The organism is Dyella koreensis (genome assembly GCF_044904565.1).
GTDB classification, from domain to species: Bacteria; Pseudomonadota; Gammaproteobacteria; order Xanthomonadales; family Rhodanobacteraceae; genus Dyella_D; species Dyella_D koreensis.
The window spans coordinates 323,073-340,770 of the sequence record NZ_JADIKD010000009.1 but is presented as its reverse complement, the minus strand read 5'-3'; the positions used below and the strand labels follow the sequence as shown (position 1 = coordinate 340,770).

General features: G+C 64.8%; 15 protein-coding genes. 3 read left to right on the top strand and 12 right to left on the bottom strand.

The window, feature by feature from the left end; genetic code table 11:
• Positions 1 to 168: 168 nt before the first annotated feature.
• Entirely contained in the window at positions 169 to 2,409 is a 2,241-nt protein-coding gene (locus ISS97_RS08900; protein ID WP_379985179.1) for a S9 family peptidase, read from the bottom strand.
• Positions 2,410 to 2,534: 125 nt separating this feature from the next.
• On the opposite strand from ISS97_RS08900, the gene ISS97_RS08895 reads away from it, so the two are divergent.
• The 3 genes from ISS97_RS08895 to ISS97_RS08885 all read left to right on the top strand — a co-directional run bounded on the left by ISS97_RS08895 (position 2,535) and on the right by ISS97_RS08885 (position 4,532).
• Positions 2,535 to 3,416 carry a LysR family transcriptional regulator gene (locus tag ISS97_RS08895; RefSeq protein ID WP_379985180.1) on the top strand — a complete coding sequence of 294 codons (882 nt, stop codon included), beginning with the start codon at positions 2,535 to 2,537 and terminating at the stop codon, positions 3,414 to 3,416.
• A 298-nt stretch (positions 3,417 to 3,714) separates the two neighbouring features.
• Positions 3,715 to 3,987 (top strand): hypothetical protein, encoded by a 273-nt coding sequence (locus tag ISS97_RS08890; RefSeq protein WP_379985181.1) that lies wholly within the window; start codon positions 3,715 to 3,717, stop codon positions 3,985 to 3,987.
• Between the two features lie 98 nt (positions 3,988 to 4,085).
• Positions 4,086 to 4,532: a hypothetical protein gene (locus ISS97_RS08885; RefSeq protein ID WP_379985182.1), complete on the top strand. Its 447-nt coding sequence runs from the start codon at positions 4,086 to 4,088 to the stop codon at positions 4,530 to 4,532.
• Positions 4,533 to 4,560: 28 nt separating this feature from the next.
• Here the strand turns inward: ISS97_RS08885 and ISS97_RS08880 are convergent, their stop codons facing one another.
• The 11 genes from ISS97_RS08880 to ISS97_RS08830 form a co-directional block, all read right to left on the bottom strand.
• Entirely contained in the window at positions 4,561 to 5,340 is a 780-nt protein-coding gene (locus ISS97_RS08880) for a polysaccharide deacetylase family protein (RefSeq protein WP_379985183.1), read from the bottom strand.
• Positions 5,337 to 6,125, bottom strand: coding sequence for a formyltransferase family protein (locus ISS97_RS08875; RefSeq protein ID WP_379985184.1), 789 nt, complete (start codon positions 6,123 to 6,125; stop codon positions 5,337 to 5,339). Before ISS97_RS08875 ends, ISS97_RS08880 begins: the two co-directional genes overlap by 4 nt.
• A gap of 178 nt (positions 6,126 to 6,303) precedes the next feature.
• Positions 6,304 to 7,563, bottom strand: coding sequence for a hypothetical protein (locus tag ISS97_RS08870; RefSeq protein WP_379985185.1), 1,260 nt, complete (start codon positions 7,561 to 7,563; stop codon positions 6,304 to 6,306).
• Positions 7,563 to 8,729 (bottom strand): glycosyltransferase family 4 protein, encoded by a 1,167-nt coding sequence (locus tag ISS97_RS08865; RefSeq protein ID WP_379985186.1) that lies wholly within the window; start codon positions 8,727 to 8,729, stop codon positions 7,563 to 7,565. Before ISS97_RS08865 ends, ISS97_RS08870 begins: the two co-directional genes overlap by 1 nt.
• Entirely contained in the window at positions 8,726 to 9,367 is a 642-nt protein-coding gene (locus ISS97_RS08860) for a polysaccharide deacetylase family protein (protein WP_379985187.1), read from the bottom strand. Before ISS97_RS08860 ends, ISS97_RS08865 begins: the two co-directional genes overlap by 4 nt.
• Complete coding sequence (locus ISS97_RS08855) at positions 9,364 to 10,536, bottom strand: glycosyltransferase family 4 protein (protein ID WP_379985188.1); 1,173 nt, start codon at positions 10,534 to 10,536, stop codon at positions 9,364 to 9,366. Before ISS97_RS08855 ends, ISS97_RS08860 begins: the two co-directional genes overlap by 4 nt.
• Positions 10,537 to 11,091: 555 nt before the next feature.
• On the bottom strand, positions 11,092 to 12,219 hold the full coding sequence (gene pelF / locus ISS97_RS08850) for a GT4 family glycosyltransferase PelF (protein ID WP_379985189.1): 1,128 nt from the start codon (positions 12,217 to 12,219) through the stop codon (positions 11,092 to 11,094).
• Positions 12,216 to 13,568, bottom strand: a complete 1,353-nt coding sequence (locus tag ISS97_RS08845) for a phenylacetate--CoA ligase family protein (protein ID WP_379985190.1) — start codon at positions 13,566 to 13,568, stop codon at positions 12,216 to 12,218. Before ISS97_RS08845 ends, pelF begins: the two co-directional genes overlap by 4 nt.
• Before the next feature lie 583 nt (positions 13,569 to 14,151).
• A complete protein-coding gene (locus ISS97_RS08840) occupies positions 14,152 to 15,402 on the bottom strand; it encodes an O-antigen ligase family protein (protein WP_379985191.1) in 1,251 nt (416 codons plus the stop codon).
• Complete coding sequence (locus tag ISS97_RS08835; protein ID WP_379985192.1) at positions 15,390 to 16,502, bottom strand: polysaccharide deacetylase family protein; 1,113 nt, start codon at positions 16,500 to 16,502, stop codon at positions 15,390 to 15,392. Before ISS97_RS08835 ends, ISS97_RS08840 begins: the two co-directional genes overlap by 13 nt.
• A complete protein-coding gene (locus ISS97_RS08830; RefSeq protein WP_379985193.1) occupies positions 16,496 to 17,626 on the bottom strand; it encodes a glycosyltransferase family 2 protein in 1,131 nt (376 codons plus the stop codon). The genes ISS97_RS08835 and ISS97_RS08830 overlap by 7 nt, the downstream gene beginning before the upstream one ends.
• Between the last annotated feature and the right edge of the window lie 72 nt (positions 17,627 to 17,698).

The following is a 17,698-nucleotide window of genomic DNA, read 5'->3' as shown; positions in this document are numbered from 1 at the left end:
GTTGAAGCAAGTTAGCGAGAGTGTGAGAGGTGCCGCAAAAAGACCTACGCCACGTCCGCGTTGTGGCACGTGATCGTCGCGTTACTTCCTGCTTGCGATCGAGTTGTCGGATACACCACAACGCGAAGGCTTTCAGCGCCGCCAGTCAACTGGCGACGCTGGCGCGGATCACTCGGGTCCGCCCAAGGTACGCAGGAAGAACAGCCTCACATCGTCGTAGTAGTAGCGGCGCGCCTGATCCTCGGGCGAATGGGTTTCGCCGGGCATTACCAGCAGCTCAAAGCGTTTGCCGGCCTTGATCAGCGCATCGATCATGCGCAGCGTGGTGGAGAATGGTGCATTGACGTCGGCGGTGCCGTGCATCAGCCGCAGGGTACCGCGCAGGTTGGCGGCGATCAGCATGTTGGAGCCGTCGCGATAGCTGGCGGGGTGCTGGCCGGGAAGGCCAAGATAAGGCTCGTTGATGATGGCCTCTTCTTCGAACGCGCCAGGCGCGCCCGCATAGCCGGCCTTGAAAAAGTCCGGCGCAGTGAGCATGCCGCGCAGCGCAAAGTAGCCGCCCCAGGAATGGCCGACGATGCCGGCGCGGTTCAAATCCATATAAGGGCGGCGGACCGCGATCTGCTTCAGGGCCGCGACGTGGTCGGGGATTTCGGTCTGGCCGATGCGGCCGTAGTTGGCGTCCTGAAATGCTTTGCCGCGCCCCGGAGAGCCGCGTGCATCCAGCACCACCGTGATGAAGCCCATCTGCGCAAGCGCGCCGGCGACGAGCGATTCCACCGAACCGACCGAACTCCATGGCACCACCGTGGTAAAGGGGCCGCCGTAGATGCAATCGATCACGGCGTAGTGCTTGTTGGAATCGAAGTCCCACGGTTTGTAGATCACGCCATACAGGCGGGTGGTGCCGTCGGCGGCCAGTGCGGTGAAGGGCTCGGGCGGCTGGTAATGAATGCCGGCAAGTGCGCTGGCATCGGCCTGTGCGTAACGGAACGTGCTGCTGCCGTCGATGGCTGCGACTGCCCATATGCGCGGCTGCGTGCGGCTGGAGTATCCATCCACGAAGTAGCGCCCGGATGGCGAGGGAAACAAACGATGTATGCCGGGTGAGGACGCCAAGCGCACCATGGGGTTGTCGCTGAGCGAGACACGATAGGGAAAGCGCTCATAAGGCGTATCGGGCTCGGCCGAAGCCTGGATCAGCAGGCCATCGTGCTCGGGCGTTTCCGCCAGCACCTGATGCACCGGAAAGTTTCCGCGCGTGATCTGGCGAAGCAGCTTGCCCGTGTAGTCATACAGATAGGCGTGTCGCCAGCCATCGCGTTCCGACATCCACACGAATCGCTTGCCATCGGCAAGCGGAAGCAGTTGCTGCTTCCAGCCGTCCATGGCGAAGTCGAGTCCGCCGACAAAGCTGCGCGGGCGTTCCTCGCGCAGAACCAGGCGTGATTTCCAGTCCCCGTTAACGGCAAGCAGATCGAGCCGCTTGCCGTCGCGCGATAACTGCAACACCAGCATCTCGCTGCCGTCCGGACGCCATGCGGCCAGCCAGCCGTAGGTGTCGGCGGGCAGTGTCATCGCCAGCTTCATAGTGCCGCCAGCGGGATCGGCCACATACAGTTCGCGCCGTGGCAGCGGTGTGCCGCTCTTGGCGTACGGAACCATCGTTACCTTTTCCAGCGCATCGCTGGTATCGACGATCGGGATGGTGTGTACGTTGCGGTTATCGACCCGCCATACCGCGAATTTCCGCCCCTCCGGCGACCAACCCTTGCCGGGAAGTTCCCAGGTTTCGTCCTTGCCTGCCTCGCGCGCAAGTCGCACTTTGCCATCGCGATCGATCAGGGCGAAGCCGTCGCCACGCGGTGTAGCGAGGATGCGCGCTTCGGGCGACCAGGCGCTGTCGCGCGAAAGGCCGAGGGCCATCGCATCGTTGGCGGCGACGGTCTCGACGCGCCTGTCGGCCAGGCCAAGCGCGGCGACTTTGTTGCCATTGCGGAAAACGATGCGTCGCTGATCTGGCGTCAACGCGAAGAGCGGCTGCATCGGCGGTGGATCCGCCTTGCCGGCTGATCCGGCCAGTTCGTTGCGCAGCGTGTCGGGCATGGGCACGGGTGTGGATTCGCCGGTGCGCGCATTCACCATCACCCAGCCGCCGTGGTGCGGTCCGGTGGCGGCCCAGGTCACGAAGCGCTCGCCGTCGCGCAGCCACTGCGGCGGCAGCCAGGTATCACGGATGCGTTCTGGATAGTGGAGGTACGCGTCGGCTGCATCCAGTTTCGCGCGCAGTGCAGTGTCTGCCTGCAAGTTCCAGTCGCGGTCACTCAACCCGACGTCGGCGGCGCGGGCGAGGGGTGACAGCCACAGCGATATCGCCAGCAACACGCTGGCACGGACACGGATGTTCATACGGTAGACCCGGGCGAGTGGAGTCAGCGCGGGCGGTGGCCGCGGCATGCCTTCATGCTAGGTGGCCGCATTGTGTATATCCAATATATCTTTGCTACTCCATCGATATGCATAAGGTCTCGATCATGGAGTTCCGGCAATTGCAGCTATTTGTCGCGGTGGCCGAGGAACTGCACTTCGGCCGTGCGGCCGCGCGCGTGCGCATGGCGCAACCACCCTTCAGTCAGCAAATCCGCAAGCTGGAAGACGAGCTGGGCGTGCAACTGCTCGCGCGTTCCAGTCGCCGCGTAGCGCTGACCCCGGCCGGCTCGCAGTTGCTGGAGCATGCGCGCGGCATGCTCGCCAAACGCGCCGAAGCGGTTACTTCTGTGCAGCGCGTGGCCGAAGGGGAGACGGGCGCATTGCGCATTGGTTTCGGCGCGTCGTCCGCGTTTGGTGTGTTGCCCGGGCTGATCCGCCGTTTTCGCGAAAAATACCCCGGCATTGCATTGCGCATGGAGGATCGGGAATCGCTGGATATCGGCCATGCGCTGGCAAGCGGCGAACTCGATGTCGCTATCGTGCGTGCGCCGTTCCGCTACACAGGCGTCAAGACCGAATCGCTGTTGCGTGAGCGTTTCATGCTTGCCATGCCGGAGGGACATCCGATGGCGCAACGCCGGCGCATCGCCCTGGCGAGCTTTGCGAACGAGCCGTTCGTCCTGTTTCCGCGCGATACCGCGCCCGGGCTGCACGACACCATTGTGAGCATCTGTATCGAGGTGGGTTTCTCGCCAACGGTGACGCACCAGGCCGGCTCATGGCCGGCGGTGATCAGCCTGGTCAAGGCCGGCCTGGGCGTGACCATCGCGCCCGCATCGGCGCAGGCCGTGCTGCCGGGTGGCGTGGTTTTCAGGCATTTGCCGGGTGTGACGACCCAGGCCGAACTGCTGCTGGCTCATGCGCCGCACGCGCATTCCGCGGCGACTGAGCGTTTTCGCGCCATCGCTTTGGGTATCAGGATTTAGTTCCAGGCTTTAGATGCCGATGCGCCGGCAAGCCATCACCCGATCGCCGGCTCCAGCACTGCCACGCTCGAGCGCTCCGACTTCGGCCTCGGCACGTTCGTGCCCAGGTCAGCGACGAAACCACCCGCCACATCACCTGTCAGGCCAATGAAGCCAAGGGCTACACCGCGTATCTGAAGGCGGATGCCGAGGAAGCGGCGGCGGAAGCCAGCAAGGCGGCCAGAAATAACTACGGATTCCCTTGCGGTGATATGTGGCGCCCGGCAAGCTAGAACACTTTTAGCCAAATGGGTGTGCCATGTCGGACCAGGAAACCATCATTCAAATCATGCCCGCCACCGGTTGGGTGGCTGTATACGACATGGACGGCGAGGAAACCGCCGAAGCCATCGTCTGCTTCGCGCTGGTCGAAACCATCGAGAACGGCGTGAAGCGCCGCGATGTCCGTCCCATGTGCGCCGACGACAAAGTCATCGACTTCGCCGATGACGCCGAAAACTTCCTGCGTGTGGAAGAGCTTTCGGAGTTCGAGGAAGAAGACGAAGAGGATGAGGAAGAAGTCGAGGCGTAAGTAGAAGAAGGGCAGCGTCGTTCGCCGGTCGCCGGAAACGGCGCTGCTCCCGCTGAACTATGCTTCGCAAGTGTCTCCGTGACCCGGTGCCTTGTCCGATGCTACCCAGCGAACCTTTGCGTTACCCGGATCACTATCCGCCCACGGATCGATGGAAGAAGTTCTTCATCGGAGTGAGATGGCTTGGTCCCGACCTTTCGTTCTTTGAGCATCTCCGGCAGCAACAGGCGAGTCGGACGGCAGAGCTGATGGACATCTGGGGCGGCGGCGAACGCCAGTCGCTCGCGCTTGCCGCGGGCGGGATTTTCTCCCGCTATCTTCACTGGACAAGTCCTTACTTCATTCCCGATGACCCGCTGTCAGTGGTGGCAGGTGGGCCGAGGTTTGGAGTGATCGATAGCGACATCGATATAGGCGATGCGCTCGGCGAAATAGAGGAAATGCTGGGTGCCCCGTTGGGCTCTGCGTTCTGGCGCGATGCCGCTACGTGCACGATGGGCGAGCTGGTGGATCGGTTGTTGGAGGCGGCGGCCCACAGGCAGTAACAAAGTCAGGGCGCCCGCCCGTGCGACCTCAAGCCTCCCCAAGCCACCGCCTCCGCACCAGCCGGTAAAGCGGCCGCGCCCCGCGCTTCAACGGCTTCTTGAGATTCCACGTCAGCCACTGCCGCTGGCGCAATGCATCGGTGCCCAGGGCCAGCGCGAGTGCGTTGGCGGATGGCATGTCGCGCCATAGCGTGTAGCGGCCGAATACCAGGCAATCGTCCACGCGATGGGTGCGGATCGTAGGTTCGGAAGTGAAGAGATGGCGGATGCCGGCGCGAGCGGCGGCCTGCACCACGCTGCGCGAATAGAAGCCGCCGGGAATGGAGGCGACGGTGACCGGTTCGCCGAGGATCTGTTGCAGGCGGTCGACGCTCTCTCGCCATTCGCGATCCAGTGCCGCTGTGTCGAGGCGGGAGATTTCGGCGGGATGGGTGTGAGAGTGGCTGCCGATGAGGTGACCTTCGGCGCGTAGCGCACGCAAATCGTCAGCGCTGACGAAGCCTGGGGTGCCGATGCGTGCGGTGGTGATCAGGAAGTGGCCGGTCATGTGGCGCGCGCTGAGCTCCACGCCGACGGATAGCGCGCTGGCGCCACCATCGTCGAAGGTAAGCAGGCAACTGCGTGCGTCCAGCCGCGGCGCGGCGGTGACGGGCACGAAGCGCAGACCGCTGTTGGCGAGTTCGCCCAGATGGCGGAAGAACTCGCCGGTTTCCAGTTTGTAGTGCGCGGCGGCGGCGCCGGGAAAACCGCTGTCGTCGTCGCGGCCTGGCGCGACCACGTCGTGGTACATCAGTGCGGCGATGTTCATGGCACGGCCATGCGCGCGGCGGCGTGTTGCCAGCGCAGGTAACGGGTGAACCACGGCTGGCCCCAGGTGGCGCTGGCGCGGTCGCGGGTGTCGAGCGGCTGCGCGCTGCCGGCGGCGATCTCGGCGAAGCGTGTGGCGAGGGCCCCGAGGTTTTCCATCACCACGCGGTACTGGATCACCACGTGGGATTCGTTAAGCTCGTCGAAGGCGTAGCGGTAGTAACCGTAGACGGGGCCGGTGTCGACACCGGCGTCGACTTTCAGCAGGGTCATGCCGACGCGGTCCAGATCGCGTTGCGCCAGCGCCCAGAAGCAGCCGTGCGCATTGCGGTATTCCGGACAGATGCCCGGATGCAGCACAAAGCAACCCAGCTTCGGCACCGCGATCAGCTTCTTCTTGAGCAGTTGCTTGCAGCGCGCCAGCACCAGGTCGGGCTTAGCCTGGCGCAGGAAGGTAAGTACCTTAGCGTCGTTGACGTCGGCGGCCATGATCTGCGGCACGTCGGGAGCCGGGCCGTAGCGCCGCCGCAAGGTGGCCAGCGCTTGCTTCAACCAGGCCCGGTCGCGTCCTGCGAGTGCGACGCGTTGATAGACACGCATGGCGACGACGTCGACGAACCGCAGCAGACCGACGCGGCGCAGTTCCCTCCGCACCCGCGCACGCCGTTGCGCGCGGGTTTCATCCAGCACCACCACGCCGGCGAGTTCGGTGAACGACGCCAGCCACGCGGCCAGCCCTTCGCGGTCGAATGCGTCGCTGGCGTGGCAGATCAGCACACTGCGCATGATCGTTCCCGAGAGCCTGCCTCATATCTCCGCGTAGCCCGCGTTGATGAGCCATGGGCGCCAGGTGGTGGGGCGTGGCGCAGTGCCTGGCTGGCCGCCAGGTCAAGCCGCGCACCGCCGCCTGGCGCCCATGGCTCATCAACCCTTCGGGCCAGGTCTGTTTGCGCGCAGGCCTGCGTCATCGCTCGGTTGTGTATTGACATACACGCCCTCCCTCTTCCTTGTCCTGCGCGCAAACAGATCCCGGCGCGGGCCACGCGGAGATATGAGGCAGGCTCTGGGCCAGGCAGGGCGGTGGCTGGATCTCGAAATCGCGCCATTCGCCAGGGTTGCCGCGCTTACCCGCCTCGGCGGCCTTGGCGATGTTGTACATCTCGCGCGCGGTCACGTAGTGCAGCACGTAGCGATCGCCATCGTTGTAGGCGCGTTCGAGATGGTCGTGCATCGCGTGCATGGCCGGACCCAGCAGGGTATCCATGTCGCGTTCTTGCGTGCCGTGCGTATGCACTTTGACGAACACCCATTCAGGGCGTCCTTCGACATGAATGCCGGTGCGCACCCAGGCATCCACGCGCGCCGGCGTGGGTGGGCATGCGCGGCGCACATCGGCGTTCTCGATACGCGGAATCAAGCCATAGCGCCGCTCGCGCCAGTTCAGGCCGAGCGGGCCCTGGATGATCATCAGGTCACCGCTGGGCTGGCCGCCGACGCGCACCGGCACGCCGCTGTCGTGCGAGCGTGGCTGGCCCGGTTTGTCGGTGGCGTAGTAGATCGCGTTGACCATGCTTGTCTGTGTGTCGCTGGGCGCGGAGGGCAGGGTGAAGTCGGCGTAGCAGCCGAGCTCGCGCAACAGCACCAACTCGTTGTTGATGCCGCACCAGCGGCCGTCCGCGCGCGAATTGCACAGGCTCCAGTTGCCGTGAATGAAACCGAAGCGCAGCAGGCCGGTGCGTGGATCGCGTGGCAGCGCGCCGTGTTTCGCGTGAAGCAGTTCGTTGAAGCGCTTCAGGGTGGCGACAAAGTTCTCGGCGTGGTCGTTATCGTGGTGCAGGTGGATCTCGACCTCGCCGTAGCCATCCGCACACAGCGCGGCTACCTTGTCGAGATGTTCCTCGAGGTATTCCTCCTCGGGATAGAAAAAGGTGTGCTGCGGCGGGCAGCCATCCGCATCGCGATGCACCGCGGCCAGTGCGCGGTAGTCGTGGCACCAGCGGTCCACGCGCCGGCGCTGCGTGGCCAGATCCACCCGGCCCCAGGCCGGCTCGAAGTGATCGACGAAGCAGAACATCACATGCACCGGGCCATTCACTTCTGGCGGCCGACGCCGGCGCAGATAACTGCCCAGCCAGATCTGCATATGGCGCGCGCGGATGGCCCAGGCGAGCAGGGCGATGGCGGCACCCATCAGCAGCAGGAACGCCAGGGCGAGGTAGAGCATCACGACTGGCCTCCTGCCGGCACCAGGGTCAGCAGTTGCTCGGCGTTATTGCGCCACTGTCGCTCGCGCACGATGTAGTCGCGCGCGGCACGGCCGATGCGGCGACGTTCGTCCTCGTGCGCGGCGAGATCGAGCACACGCTGCACGCAGAGCGCGGTCTCGCCGCGCGGGAACAGCCAGCCGGTGTTGCCGTCTTCGATCACCTCGGCCACCGGCGCGTAGTCGGGCGCCACCACGGCCACGCCCATCGCCATCAGCTCGAACAGCTTCATCGGCGAGCCGTACTGATTGGAGTCGGGCAGCACGGCGTAATCCATGCAGGCGATCCAGCCGGCGATCTCGTCGTGCGGCACGCGGCCCGGCAGCAGCACGCGATCCGACAGGCCGCGCTGCGCCACCAGTTCGCGCACGGCAGGCAGCGTGCGGCCATCGCCGACGAAGACCAGGGCCAGCTCCGGCGCTTCCGAGAGCCGCGCCGCGATGGCTTCGACAAAACCGTCCACACCATGCCAGTGCGCGAATACGCCGATATGTCCGCACACCACGCGCCCTTCCAGTCCGTGCTCGGCGCGCAGGCGGGTACGGTCGAACTTGTCCGGGTCGAAGCGCGAGAGATTCGCGGCGTTGGGCGAAATCACCGACGGCGCCAGCGCGCCGTAGGCGACCTCCGCGTGGTCGCGGAAATAGTTGGAGATAAACACCAGTCCCGTGGCGTGGCGCAGGCACCAGCTTTCGATACGCCGTGCCAGTTTCTTCAGGCGCAGTGGGCGCACGCGTTGCACCAGCGCGGAATCGTTGATCTCCAGCACCAGCGGAATGCCGTGCCGCCGCGCCAGCCACACGGTGGCGAACAGGAACAGCGAATAGCGCTCGTAGATCAGCTGGGGTCGAAGGCGACGGATCGCCGCGCTCAGGCGCAGCAGCGTCACCAGGTTGTAACCGAGCTCTAGAATTTCAAAAAGCACGCCAGGCAATCGCGCGATGGCGCTGCCGAGCCGCCCGCGCTTCGCGTTGACCTGCACCGCCGGCTCGTGTTCCGGATCGGCGCCGGGGAACGAGATCACCGTCACCTGGTGGCCGAGCTCGCGCAGCGCGTGCACGATGCCGCGGATGTGCACGCCTTCCACATGCCGTCCTTGCGTGCGGTGGTGATAGATGATGTTCATGGCATCACCTCGGGCAAGACGCGGAATCGATGGCCCGCCGTGAGCCATTCCGGCAAAACGATGCGCAAGGCGTTGGCCGCCTTGTCGCTGTCGTCGTGCATCAGCACGATGTCGCCAGGCTGCGGCGGCATGGTGCGCAGGCGCGCCAGCAAGGCTTCTTCGGAGGCTTCCTGATAATCCAGGCTGTCGTACGACCAATGCACCAGCAGGCGCCGGTGCATGGCGAAGTACCACAGCAGCGACGGTGCCATGTCCCCGCGTGGCGGGCGCATCGGGTGATGACGCAGGCCGTCGAAGGGATAGAGCAGTTCGTCGGTGTGGTTGATCTCGTACAGCTTCTTCTCCAGCGACATCGGCCGGAACGAGTAATGGCTGTACGAGTGATTGCCCAGTCGATGCCCCTCATCCACGATGCGCTCGACCAGTCGCGGATGCCTCTCCACTTTTTCGCCAATCAGGAAAAAGGTGGCATGGACATGGTGCGCGGCGAGCAGATCGAGCAGGCGCGGTGTGTGGTCCGGCTCGGGGCCATCGTCGAAGGTGAGATAGCGCGCATTGCCCGCGCGCGGGCCACGCACCATCACCAGTGACTCCGGCAGCAGGCCCAGTAACTGTTGCTTCTTTGGCCTCATGTTCATGCGGGTGCACCGATAGAGGCAGCGGCTGGCGCGATGGCCTGTTGCAGGATCGCGGCCAGCCGGTTGACGTTGTCTTCCCAGCGGAAGTTCGCGGCATGCGCGGCGATCGCGGCGCCGTCCCACGACCGTTCGCTCGCCTCCAGCAAGGCAGCCGACAAGGCGACGCGGTCTTTCACGGGTACCAGGATGCCGGCCTGCGCTGGAACCACTTCCGGAATGCCGCCCACGCGCGTCGCCACCACCGGCGTGCCGCAAGCCATCGCTTCTAACACTACATTCGGCACGCCTTCGTTGTGGCTGGGGAGGCACAGCAGGTCGGCTGCGCGGAACCAATCGCCCAGCGCGTCGTGTTTGATCGCGCCCTTGAGCTCCACGCGTTCAGCGCAACCCAGCGCGGTGGCGCGTTGCATCAGCTCCGCGCGGCAAGGGCCTTCGCCGATGTAGAGCAGGCGCGCCTGTGGTTTCGCCGCGAGCAGGGCGGGAAACGCTTCGAGCAGATCGATACAGCCTTTGCTCGCCTTCAGGTTGCCGACATAGAGCAGCAGAGGCGCATCCGCGGAAAGTTGCAGGCGTTGCCGCGCTTCGCTTCGCGGGCCGGGCGCGAACCGATGACTGTCGACGCCGTTGTAGAGCACATGGACATGCGCCGGATCCGCGCCCAGCGCGATCGCCTTGTCCGCCAGTGCACGACTCACTGTGACGACGCCATTCGCGTGACGCAGCGCCGAACGGATTTGCATCCGGCGCAGTGCGTAGCCGGCCTGCACGTTGATGTCGCTGCCATGCAGTTTCACTACATAGGGCACGCCCAAACGGCGCGCGAGCCAGCTGGTGGCGACAGCGTCCGGGTAGGCCCAGCTGGCGAGCAGGCAGTCGTAGTGGGTGGTGCGAAGTTGACGGCCGCGCTGCCATAGCAGGGAGAGCAGCCAGCAGATGGCGTGCAGGCTGCGGCCGATCAGCGGCGGGTAGAGGTAGATGAAGTGGTCGGTGTGGAGATGGGCGATGTTGAGGTCGCTGCGCGGGTTGGTGAGTCGTTCGCGGAAGTCGACGGCGGTGAGTACATCGACGTCGTGGTCGCGGGCCAGGCGTTCGAATTGTTGGCGGTTGAAGGGGGCGCGGTGGGGGGCCCAGGGGGTGGGGAAGAGGTTGGTGAGGGCGAGGATTTTCATGGGCGCCTCGCTTGGGTGTTGCTTTGCTCCCTCTCCCTTCGGGAAAGGGTTCGGCTCTTGCGACATTCCCTCCTACTCGTCATCCCTGCGTAGGCAGGGATCCAGTAGTGGTGCGCTACGGTTGTCGCGTCTGCGTGCGCTGGCTCGCCTGCCGCGGGCTTCCGAACCGCTGCCGCGGTCCGGGTCACTTTTCTTTGCTTGCCCAAAGAAAAGTAACCAAAAGAAAAGGCACCCCTCTTGCGCGCTCTCCGGGCTTCGCCCTCCGAGTCCGTGAGGGTTGGCCGGGCTTTTCGACACGACATCCCTGTCGTGTCGAAAAGGAACCGGCATCCATGCCGGTTCCCCTGCGGGCCTTTTCGTCCAACCCTCACCGCTCCACAGGGGACCCGGTTACGGGCTCGCTTCGCATCGCCTAGCTGAGAAAAAGAAAGAGCAGCTCCCTCTCCCCTCCGGGGAGAGGGTTGGGGTGAGGGGTGGGTGTTCGGGATCGCGCTGCTATTTCGCGGGCTTTGGTGAGCGCCTGCACATTCGAGCATCGCTGCATGGGCCAGCCACCTATCCATGCTGCCCCCTCGCCACGCCGCCTTCATAAAGCTGCGCATAGCGCTTCGCCATTGCTTCCAGCGAACCGTGCTGTTCCACCCATGCGCGCGCGGCATGTCCCCACGCTGTCGCTTGTCCCAGTTCGTGGAGCATGCCGAGGATGGCGTCGGCTAAGGCTTGCGGGTTGTTGGGGGGGACGATGCGGCCGGTGCGGTGGTCGTGGACGATTTCGGCGTTGCCGCCGACGTCGGTGGCGATGATGGGGAGGGCGACGGCGCAGGCTTCGAGCAGCGCCATGGAGTAGCCCTCGGTGATGGAGGAGAGCACGAACAGGTCGAGGCCTTGCAGCAGGTCGTGGACGTCGTTGCGGTCGCCGAGGAAGTAGACGCTGTCGGCGACGCCTTCGTCGCGGGCGCATTGCTGGAGTTCGGCGCGCAGTTCGCCGTCGCCGATCAAGACCAGAGCGGTGTCGGGCCGCTGGGCGTGGACGTGACGGAAGGCGCGGATCAGGCCGCTCTGGTCTTTGGTCCAGTTGAGGCGGCCGACGTTGCCGATCAGGCGGCGCTGCGGCGGCAGGCCGAGAATTTGCAGCAGGCGGTGGCGCATGTCGTCGGTGGCGGGCTGGAAGCGGTCGACGCGGATGCCGTTGGGTACTACGCGGGTTTTCTCGCGCGGCAGGATGCCGCGTGCGATGGCGTCGCGGCGCGAGGCTTCGCAGACGGCGACCACGGTGTGCGTGCCGGCGAGCGCGCGGCGATACAGCCATTCGCGCCGGCCGGAGCGGCGGTTGCCGCCACCCATGCCGTGGCGGGTGTTGAGTATGTGTTTGATGCCGAGGCCGATGCTGGCCAGCACCGCCTGGTAATGCGCCACCGCGTTGTGGGTGTGCAGTACCTCGGTGTGGTGCTGACGGATGCTGTGCCGCAGCCGTAGTAGCACGCCCATATCCAGGCCGTCACGCTTGCCGCAGGCGATCACCGGGATGCCCAGCGACTGCAGTTCGCCGGCCTGCGCACCAGCGTCGAACAGGCACACCACCAGGCAGCGATGGCCTTGGCGCTGCTGCAGCTTGACCAGCTCCAGCACCATGCGCTCGAGACCGCCGCGGTCCAGGTTCTCCACCACGTGAGTGATGTTCATGACGACAGCTCGGAGACGGTGACACGCAGCTTGCCGCTCGGCGTCAGCGGAATGTCGTCGACGAAATGGCAATGCAGTTCCACTCGCCCGCCCAGTACTTTGCCGGCCTCGCGGTGGATATAGGCCAGCGAGTCGTCGTTGAAGGCGCTGCCGCGCACGATGGACAGATCAAGCCTTTCCAGCCGCCGCTGCACCAGCTGGAAACGCTCGACACCGGCGACGTCCTTCAGCATGTGCGGGAAAAACTCGCCCGGAAGGTAATGACCGTCCGGTGTGCGGATGGCATCGAGCACGCGCCCATCCACCCGCTCCAGCAGCGGCAAGCCGCGGCCGCAATCGCAATGGTGCGAAGCCGCCGTCGCCATGTCGCCATTGAGATAGCGCAGCAGCGGCATGCCGTAATTGAACAGGTCGGTGAGCACTACTTCGCCCGGAAGCGTACTCCCAGCATCCGGCTTGAGCAGTTCCACTACCAGATGATCCGCATTGATATGCAGACCCTGCCGATGCTCACATTCCGCCGCGATCAACATCACCTCGCGGCAGCCATAGGTGTTGTACGCCGGGCAGCCAAAGGCCTCCTCTACGATGCGTCGCTGAAATTCATGCAACGCTTCCGCACCGCCGATGATCGCGCGCGGCCGATGGATCTTCCGCCCACTATCGATCAGCCACTGCGCTAGCCGTACCAGCGGGCCCACATAAGCGACGATGATCTCCGGCCGATAGCGATCGATGGCATCCGCATACTCCGCCATGTTCGTATCGGTCATATGGAAACTGTTGAGCACACGCCGCGCAAACGCCGCGTTGAACACCCGCTCCTTGAACTGATGCGCCCGCGTTGGCTCCCCCACCGCACCGCCCCACAGATACAGCGTGCGCCGCCCCATCCGCGAACCCGCCCACTCATAACCACGCCACATCACCGCCGTGCGCCGGTCATTACTTTCACGCGTATACCCGAACCGTACCGGTTCGCCGGTAGAACCTCCCGTCGCCTTGTACAACAGACGATCGCGCAGAGACTCCGCCTTCAACGCCTCAAAGTTTTGGCGGATATCCGCTTTCGTCAGCAACGGCAGCCGTGCGTAATCATCGAGACTGCGGATATCGGCCGCGGTGACGCCGAGCTCGCGCCAGCGATGGCGATAGAACGGAACCTCGCGTTCGCAATGTTCAAGCAACCGCTTCAGCCGCTGCCATTGCAAAGCCGCGATCCGCTCCGGCGACAGCCATTGATCGTGCTGGTAGTCGGCGAGGTACGAGAGAGTATGGCGGCGGCGAAGGCCGCTCTCGTATGCGGGATAGAGCACACGCTGGAAAGCCGTCTCGTACCAGCCGCTCATGGCACATAACTCCCGGCAAAGCTGCGTAGCTGCGCTTTTTCGAGGACCTGCATTTCACCTTGCGCTTCCCGATCGCCCCACGTGCGTGGATCGCGCACAGGGTGCGCTCCTACAGGCGTTCCGTAGCAGCGTTGTTCCGAGCACCCGCCCCTCACCCCAACCCTCTCCCCGAAGGGGAGAGGGAGCTGTTGCTCTGAAAGGCGATGCGAAGCGAGCCCGTAACCGGGTCCCCTGTGGAGCGGTGAGGGTTGGACGATCAGGCCCCGAAGGGGGCGGCGGCATGGATGCCGACGCCTTTTCGACAGGACATGGATGTCCTGTCGAAAAGCCCGGCCAAGCCTCACGGACCCGCCCCACGGGACTAGCTTCGCGTCGCAGGCGAAGCCGGAGGGCGCGTAAGAGGGGTGCCTTTTCTTTTGGTTACTTTTCTTTGGGCAAGCAAAGAAAAGTAACTCGGCCTCCGGCAGGAGGACGAAAGCCCGCCGCAGGCGAACCAAGGCACGCAGACGCGAAAACCGAAGCGCACCACTCTGGATTCCGGCCTGCGCCGGAATGACGAAGCATGAGAGCGCGTCACGACCACTCACTTCGCCGTCCTCAACAAAATCGCCGCCAACACATACAACGCCGTAATACTCCCCATCGACGCCGGCACCCACCTCCACCACCCCTCCGCCAGACTGAAAGCCGGCAACGCAGGCTCCCGCTGCCGCGCCCCCACGTAGTAACCGGTGACCATCGCCGCAATCAGATAAAGCACGATCATGTAACTGCGGCTAAGGAAGAACGCCGCAGAAAACAGACCGCACAAAGACAGCAGCAAGGTAAGCGCCATACGCTTTTCGGTTTGGGTTTCCAGAGTGGACACGGGCGGCTGATAACGCAGCACACTCAGCATCATCCAGAAGCTGTAACCCACGAAAGCTAGCCAAAGGAAGTAGCCGACAAAGCCAGTCTCGGCCAGCACCAGCACGAAGGAGTTGTGCGCGGTGAGTTCGTTGTAGTCGGTGAAATTGCCCGCCCCCACGCCAAACACCGGGTTGGACAGGAACATGTGCATGCCTTCGTACCAGGCTTCGACGCGGCCATTGGCGGATTCCTCGCCGGCATCCAGCTCTTGCATGCGCGACGACAGGAACTGCATCGCGACCAGGCCGACCGCACCCAGGCTGGCGGCAGTGAACAGGCCACGGCGATACCAGATGTACCCGCCGGCGACGACCAGCACCGCGAGCAGGGCGCCGCGCGAGTTGGTCAGGTACACGCCATAGAGCAACAGCGCGGCGCCCGCATACCACAGCAGTTTGCCGATGAAGTGGCTGCGGTTGGCCAGGAAGCAGGCCATAGGGAGGGTGGCTACGAACAGCAGGCCGAGGTCGTTGGGGTCGTTGAAGATGCCGACGTACTGGATGCGTCCTTCGTCGCCCAGTGGCGTGCCGGTCCAGCCCACGCCGGTCTGTGCCTGGCCGACGCCGTGCAGTGCCAGCAGCACTGCGCACAGCACGAACACTTTCATCGCGGTCACCACATGGCGCTGGGTGGTGCAGCCGGCGGCGAACACGAAGAAGGCGATGACGGCCGGGCCGAAGCGCTCCAATTCATCCAGCGCACCGCCGCTCCAGCCATTGGTTACCTGCGAGATCATCAAGGTGACCAAAAAGGCGGGCAGCAGCAGGAACTGCGGCGCGGCATACGTCTTGGCGCTGGAGAACAGCCAGCTCAGGAAAGCGAGCCCGAGCACCGCCGGCAACAGCGGCACACCGGTCAGCCCTGGCAGGTAGTCCTGCGGGCGCACGATGGTGAGCACCACATAGAGCAGGATCAGGGGAAACATGAAGGCGCCTCGTTCATCGCGTGCGTGCGGTGGACTGTCGGATAGCTCATCAGGTGCGGCATGGTCAGCATCGCGGCGAACCAGCCCAGGCCCATGTTGCGTTCCACCGGCAGACGGTTGAGTGCGTAGCGGTTGTTCTCCGGATGGGGGTTGGTGCCGGAGATATACGCGCAGGCCAGCTCGTAGCCGGCGGCGCGCGTGGTCTCGATCACCCGCGCATTGAAGGCGCGATCGCCGCCCACCGGGTACGACATCAGCATCGGCGACGGGCCCAGTTCGCGGTCGAGCGTGGCTTTCGAGTGGCGCACTTCGTAGGCCATCTCGGTCGGTGGCAGCTTGGACAGCATGCGGTGATGCACGCCGTGCGAACCGATCTCGAAACCCGCCGCATGCATCTCGCGCACCTGCGCCCAGCTCATTGGCAGGCAATCGGCCGGCGCGCTGTCGGAGGGCATCTGCCAGGCCTCTTCCATCCGCGCGATCAGCGCCGACTGGGTGATGGCATCGAGCTCCTTCATATGCGTCAGCACGCTGCCGGCCAGCGCGCGGCGTTCCGCGCGCGACGCCGGCAGCGGCATGTCGATGCCCAGCTCCGGCAGTTGCAGCCGATCGGCGCGGGTGCGCAGGATCATGTGCACCACCCAGTCGTAGGCATACGGCCGGCCGCTGTCGATATGGCCGGTGGAGACGAAGAACGTGGCCGGCACGCCGAGTTCGCGCAGGATGGGAAAGGCGATGCGGTAGTTGTCGATATAGCCGTCGTCGAATGTCACCACCACGGCATCGGCGGGCACTTCCTTGCCAGCATTGATCAGTGCGGCCACATCGCTGAGCCGCATCGGCAGGAAGCGCTGTTTCAGTAGCTGCATCTGCTGGCGGAACTGCTGCGGCGTCGCACTGATCAGTTCCAGGTCGAAATCGAAATGCTCCGGGTCGGGCAATTCCATCACGCGGTGATAGGCCAGGATGCGCAGATCCCGGCGCCACCACGAGCGCATGCGCTGCAACGTATGCAGCAGGCCACTGCTGTAGCACAGCTCGCCCACTCGCCCGCGCAGACCGGCCGGACGCCCACTGTCTTGCGCCTGGATCATCACCATAGGTGCAGTCCCCGGTTACGCGCGAAGGCGATCAGCGCCTGCGCAGCGAAAAGGTTGAGGTAATAGAACGCCACCGCGAGACGCACTGGCAGCCAGCGCCCCAGCATCGGCAGCAGGCGGCCGGCGATCACCAGCAAGGCACCGGCGGTCAGTGCCGCCAGTGTCAGCGCGCACACCAGATGACGTGTGGCCAGCAGCGCGGAGGTCGCGGCCAGGCCCAGCAACAGCCACGGCGCCAACAGGCGCAACAGCTTGTGGCTGACGAAGCGGAACCACAGCGGATTGCGCCATGGCGACAGCAGCCAAGGCGCGAGTTGGATCAACTGACAATTGCCGGCGAGTGTGCGGATCTTGCGGCGGCGCTCTTCCACCGGTTGCTGCGACATGCGATCCCACGCCAGCGCGCGCGGCTCGAACACCACGCGGCTGCCGCTCGCCACCACATGCATTGGAATCAGCACGTCGTCCAGCACTGTGCCGTGCGGAATCGGCCAGTACAGTTCGCGCCGCAGCGCATACAGCGCGCCGCTGACGCCCACGGTGGAACCGGATTGGCTTTCCGCGTAGCGGATCAGTTTTTCGTAGCGCCAGTACGCATCCACGCTATGCGCGAAACCGGTCCGCGCATCGGCCAGCAACAACTCGCCGCTGACCGCGCCCACCTCGGGATCGCCCAGGTTGGCGACCAGCTCGCGCAAGGCGATCGGCGCGAGCTTCTGGCGCACATCGGTGAACAACAGCACTTCACCTTGCGCGGTGGCGATGGCGTCGTTGAGGCAGGCGGCCTTGCCGCGCCGCGCCACGTACTTCAGCACGCGCACGCGCGGGTCGCCGAAGCGTTCGGCCAATCGCGCGGTGGCGTCGCGGCAGCCATCGCAGGCGACGATGATTTCGATGCGGTCGCGCGGGTAGGCGAGGGTGCCGAGGTTGGCGAGTTTGGCCTGGATGTAGTGAGCGCCGTCGTGGACGGCGATGATGATGGAGACGGTGGGAGTGATGGCTTGCCGGTGGATGGGTTGGGGGCGCAGGCGGGCTTGCAGCCAGATCCATGCGGGGTAGCCGATGAAGATGTGAATTAGGAGGAGGGTGCAGGTCCAGTAGGTGGCGTAGATAAGGGTGCTCATGAGTAGCGCCTCTCTGCCTTGAGATGCGCCTTCCTACTCGTCATCCCTGCGCAGGCAGGGATCCAGTGGCGT

Excerpts from the sequence above, each read along its gene's own strand:
- ISS97_RS08890 (WP_379985181.1), top strand. The coding sequence starts at position 3,715 with ATGTCGGACCAGGAAACCATCATTCAAATCATGCCCGCCACCGGTTGG.
- ISS97_RS08865 (WP_379985186.1), bottom strand. The coding sequence starts at position 8,729 with ATGAACATCATCTATCACCACCGCACGCAAGGACGGCATGTGGAAGGC.
- ISS97_RS08875 (WP_379985184.1), bottom strand. The coding sequence starts at position 6,125 with ATGCGCAGTGTGCTGATCTGCCACGCCAGCGACGCATTCGACCGCGAA.
- ISS97_RS08830 (WP_379985193.1), bottom strand. The coding sequence starts at position 17,626 with ATGAGCACCCTTATCTACGCCACCTACTGGACCTGCACCCTCCTCCTA.
- ISS97_RS08880 (WP_379985183.1), bottom strand. The coding sequence starts at position 5,340 with ATGAACATCGCCGCACTGATGTACCACGACGTGGTCGCGCCAGGCCGC.
- ISS97_RS08860 (WP_379985187.1), bottom strand. The coding sequence starts at position 9,367 with ATGAACATGAGGCCAAAGAAGCAACAGTTACTGGGCCTGCTGCCGGAG.
- ISS97_RS08855 (WP_379985188.1), bottom strand. The coding sequence starts at position 10,536 with ATGAAAATCCTCGCCCTCACCAACCTCTTCCCCACCCCCTGGGCCCCC.
- ISS97_RS08840 (WP_379985191.1), bottom strand. The coding sequence starts at position 15,402 with ATGTTTCCCCTGATCCTGCTCTATGTGGTGCTCACCATCGTGCGCCCG.
- ISS97_RS08885 (WP_379985182.1), top strand. The coding sequence starts at position 4,086 with ATGCTACCCAGCGAACCTTTGCGTTACCCGGATCACTATCCGCCCACG.
- ISS97_RS08900 (WP_379985179.1), bottom strand. The coding sequence starts at position 2,409 with ATGAACATCCGTGTCCGTGCCAGCGTGTTGCTGGCGATATCGCTGTGG.
- ISS97_RS08870 (WP_379985185.1), bottom strand. The coding sequence starts at position 7,563 with ATGCTCTACCTCGCCCTGGCGTTCCTGCTGCTGATGGGTGCCGCCATC.
- ISS97_RS08895 (WP_379985180.1), top strand. The coding sequence starts at position 2,535 with ATGGAGTTCCGGCAATTGCAGCTATTTGTCGCGGTGGCCGAGGAACTG.
- ISS97_RS08845 (WP_379985190.1), bottom strand. The coding sequence starts at position 13,568 with ATGAGCGGCTGGTACGAGACGGCTTTCCAGCGTGTGCTCTATCCCGCA.
- pelF (WP_379985189.1), bottom strand. The coding sequence starts at position 12,219 with ATGAACATCACTCACGTGGTGGAGAACCTGGACCGCGGCGGTCTCGAG.
- ISS97_RS08835 (WP_379985192.1), bottom strand. The coding sequence starts at position 16,502 with ATGGTGATGATCCAGGCGCAAGACAGTGGGCGTCCGGCCGGTCTGCGC.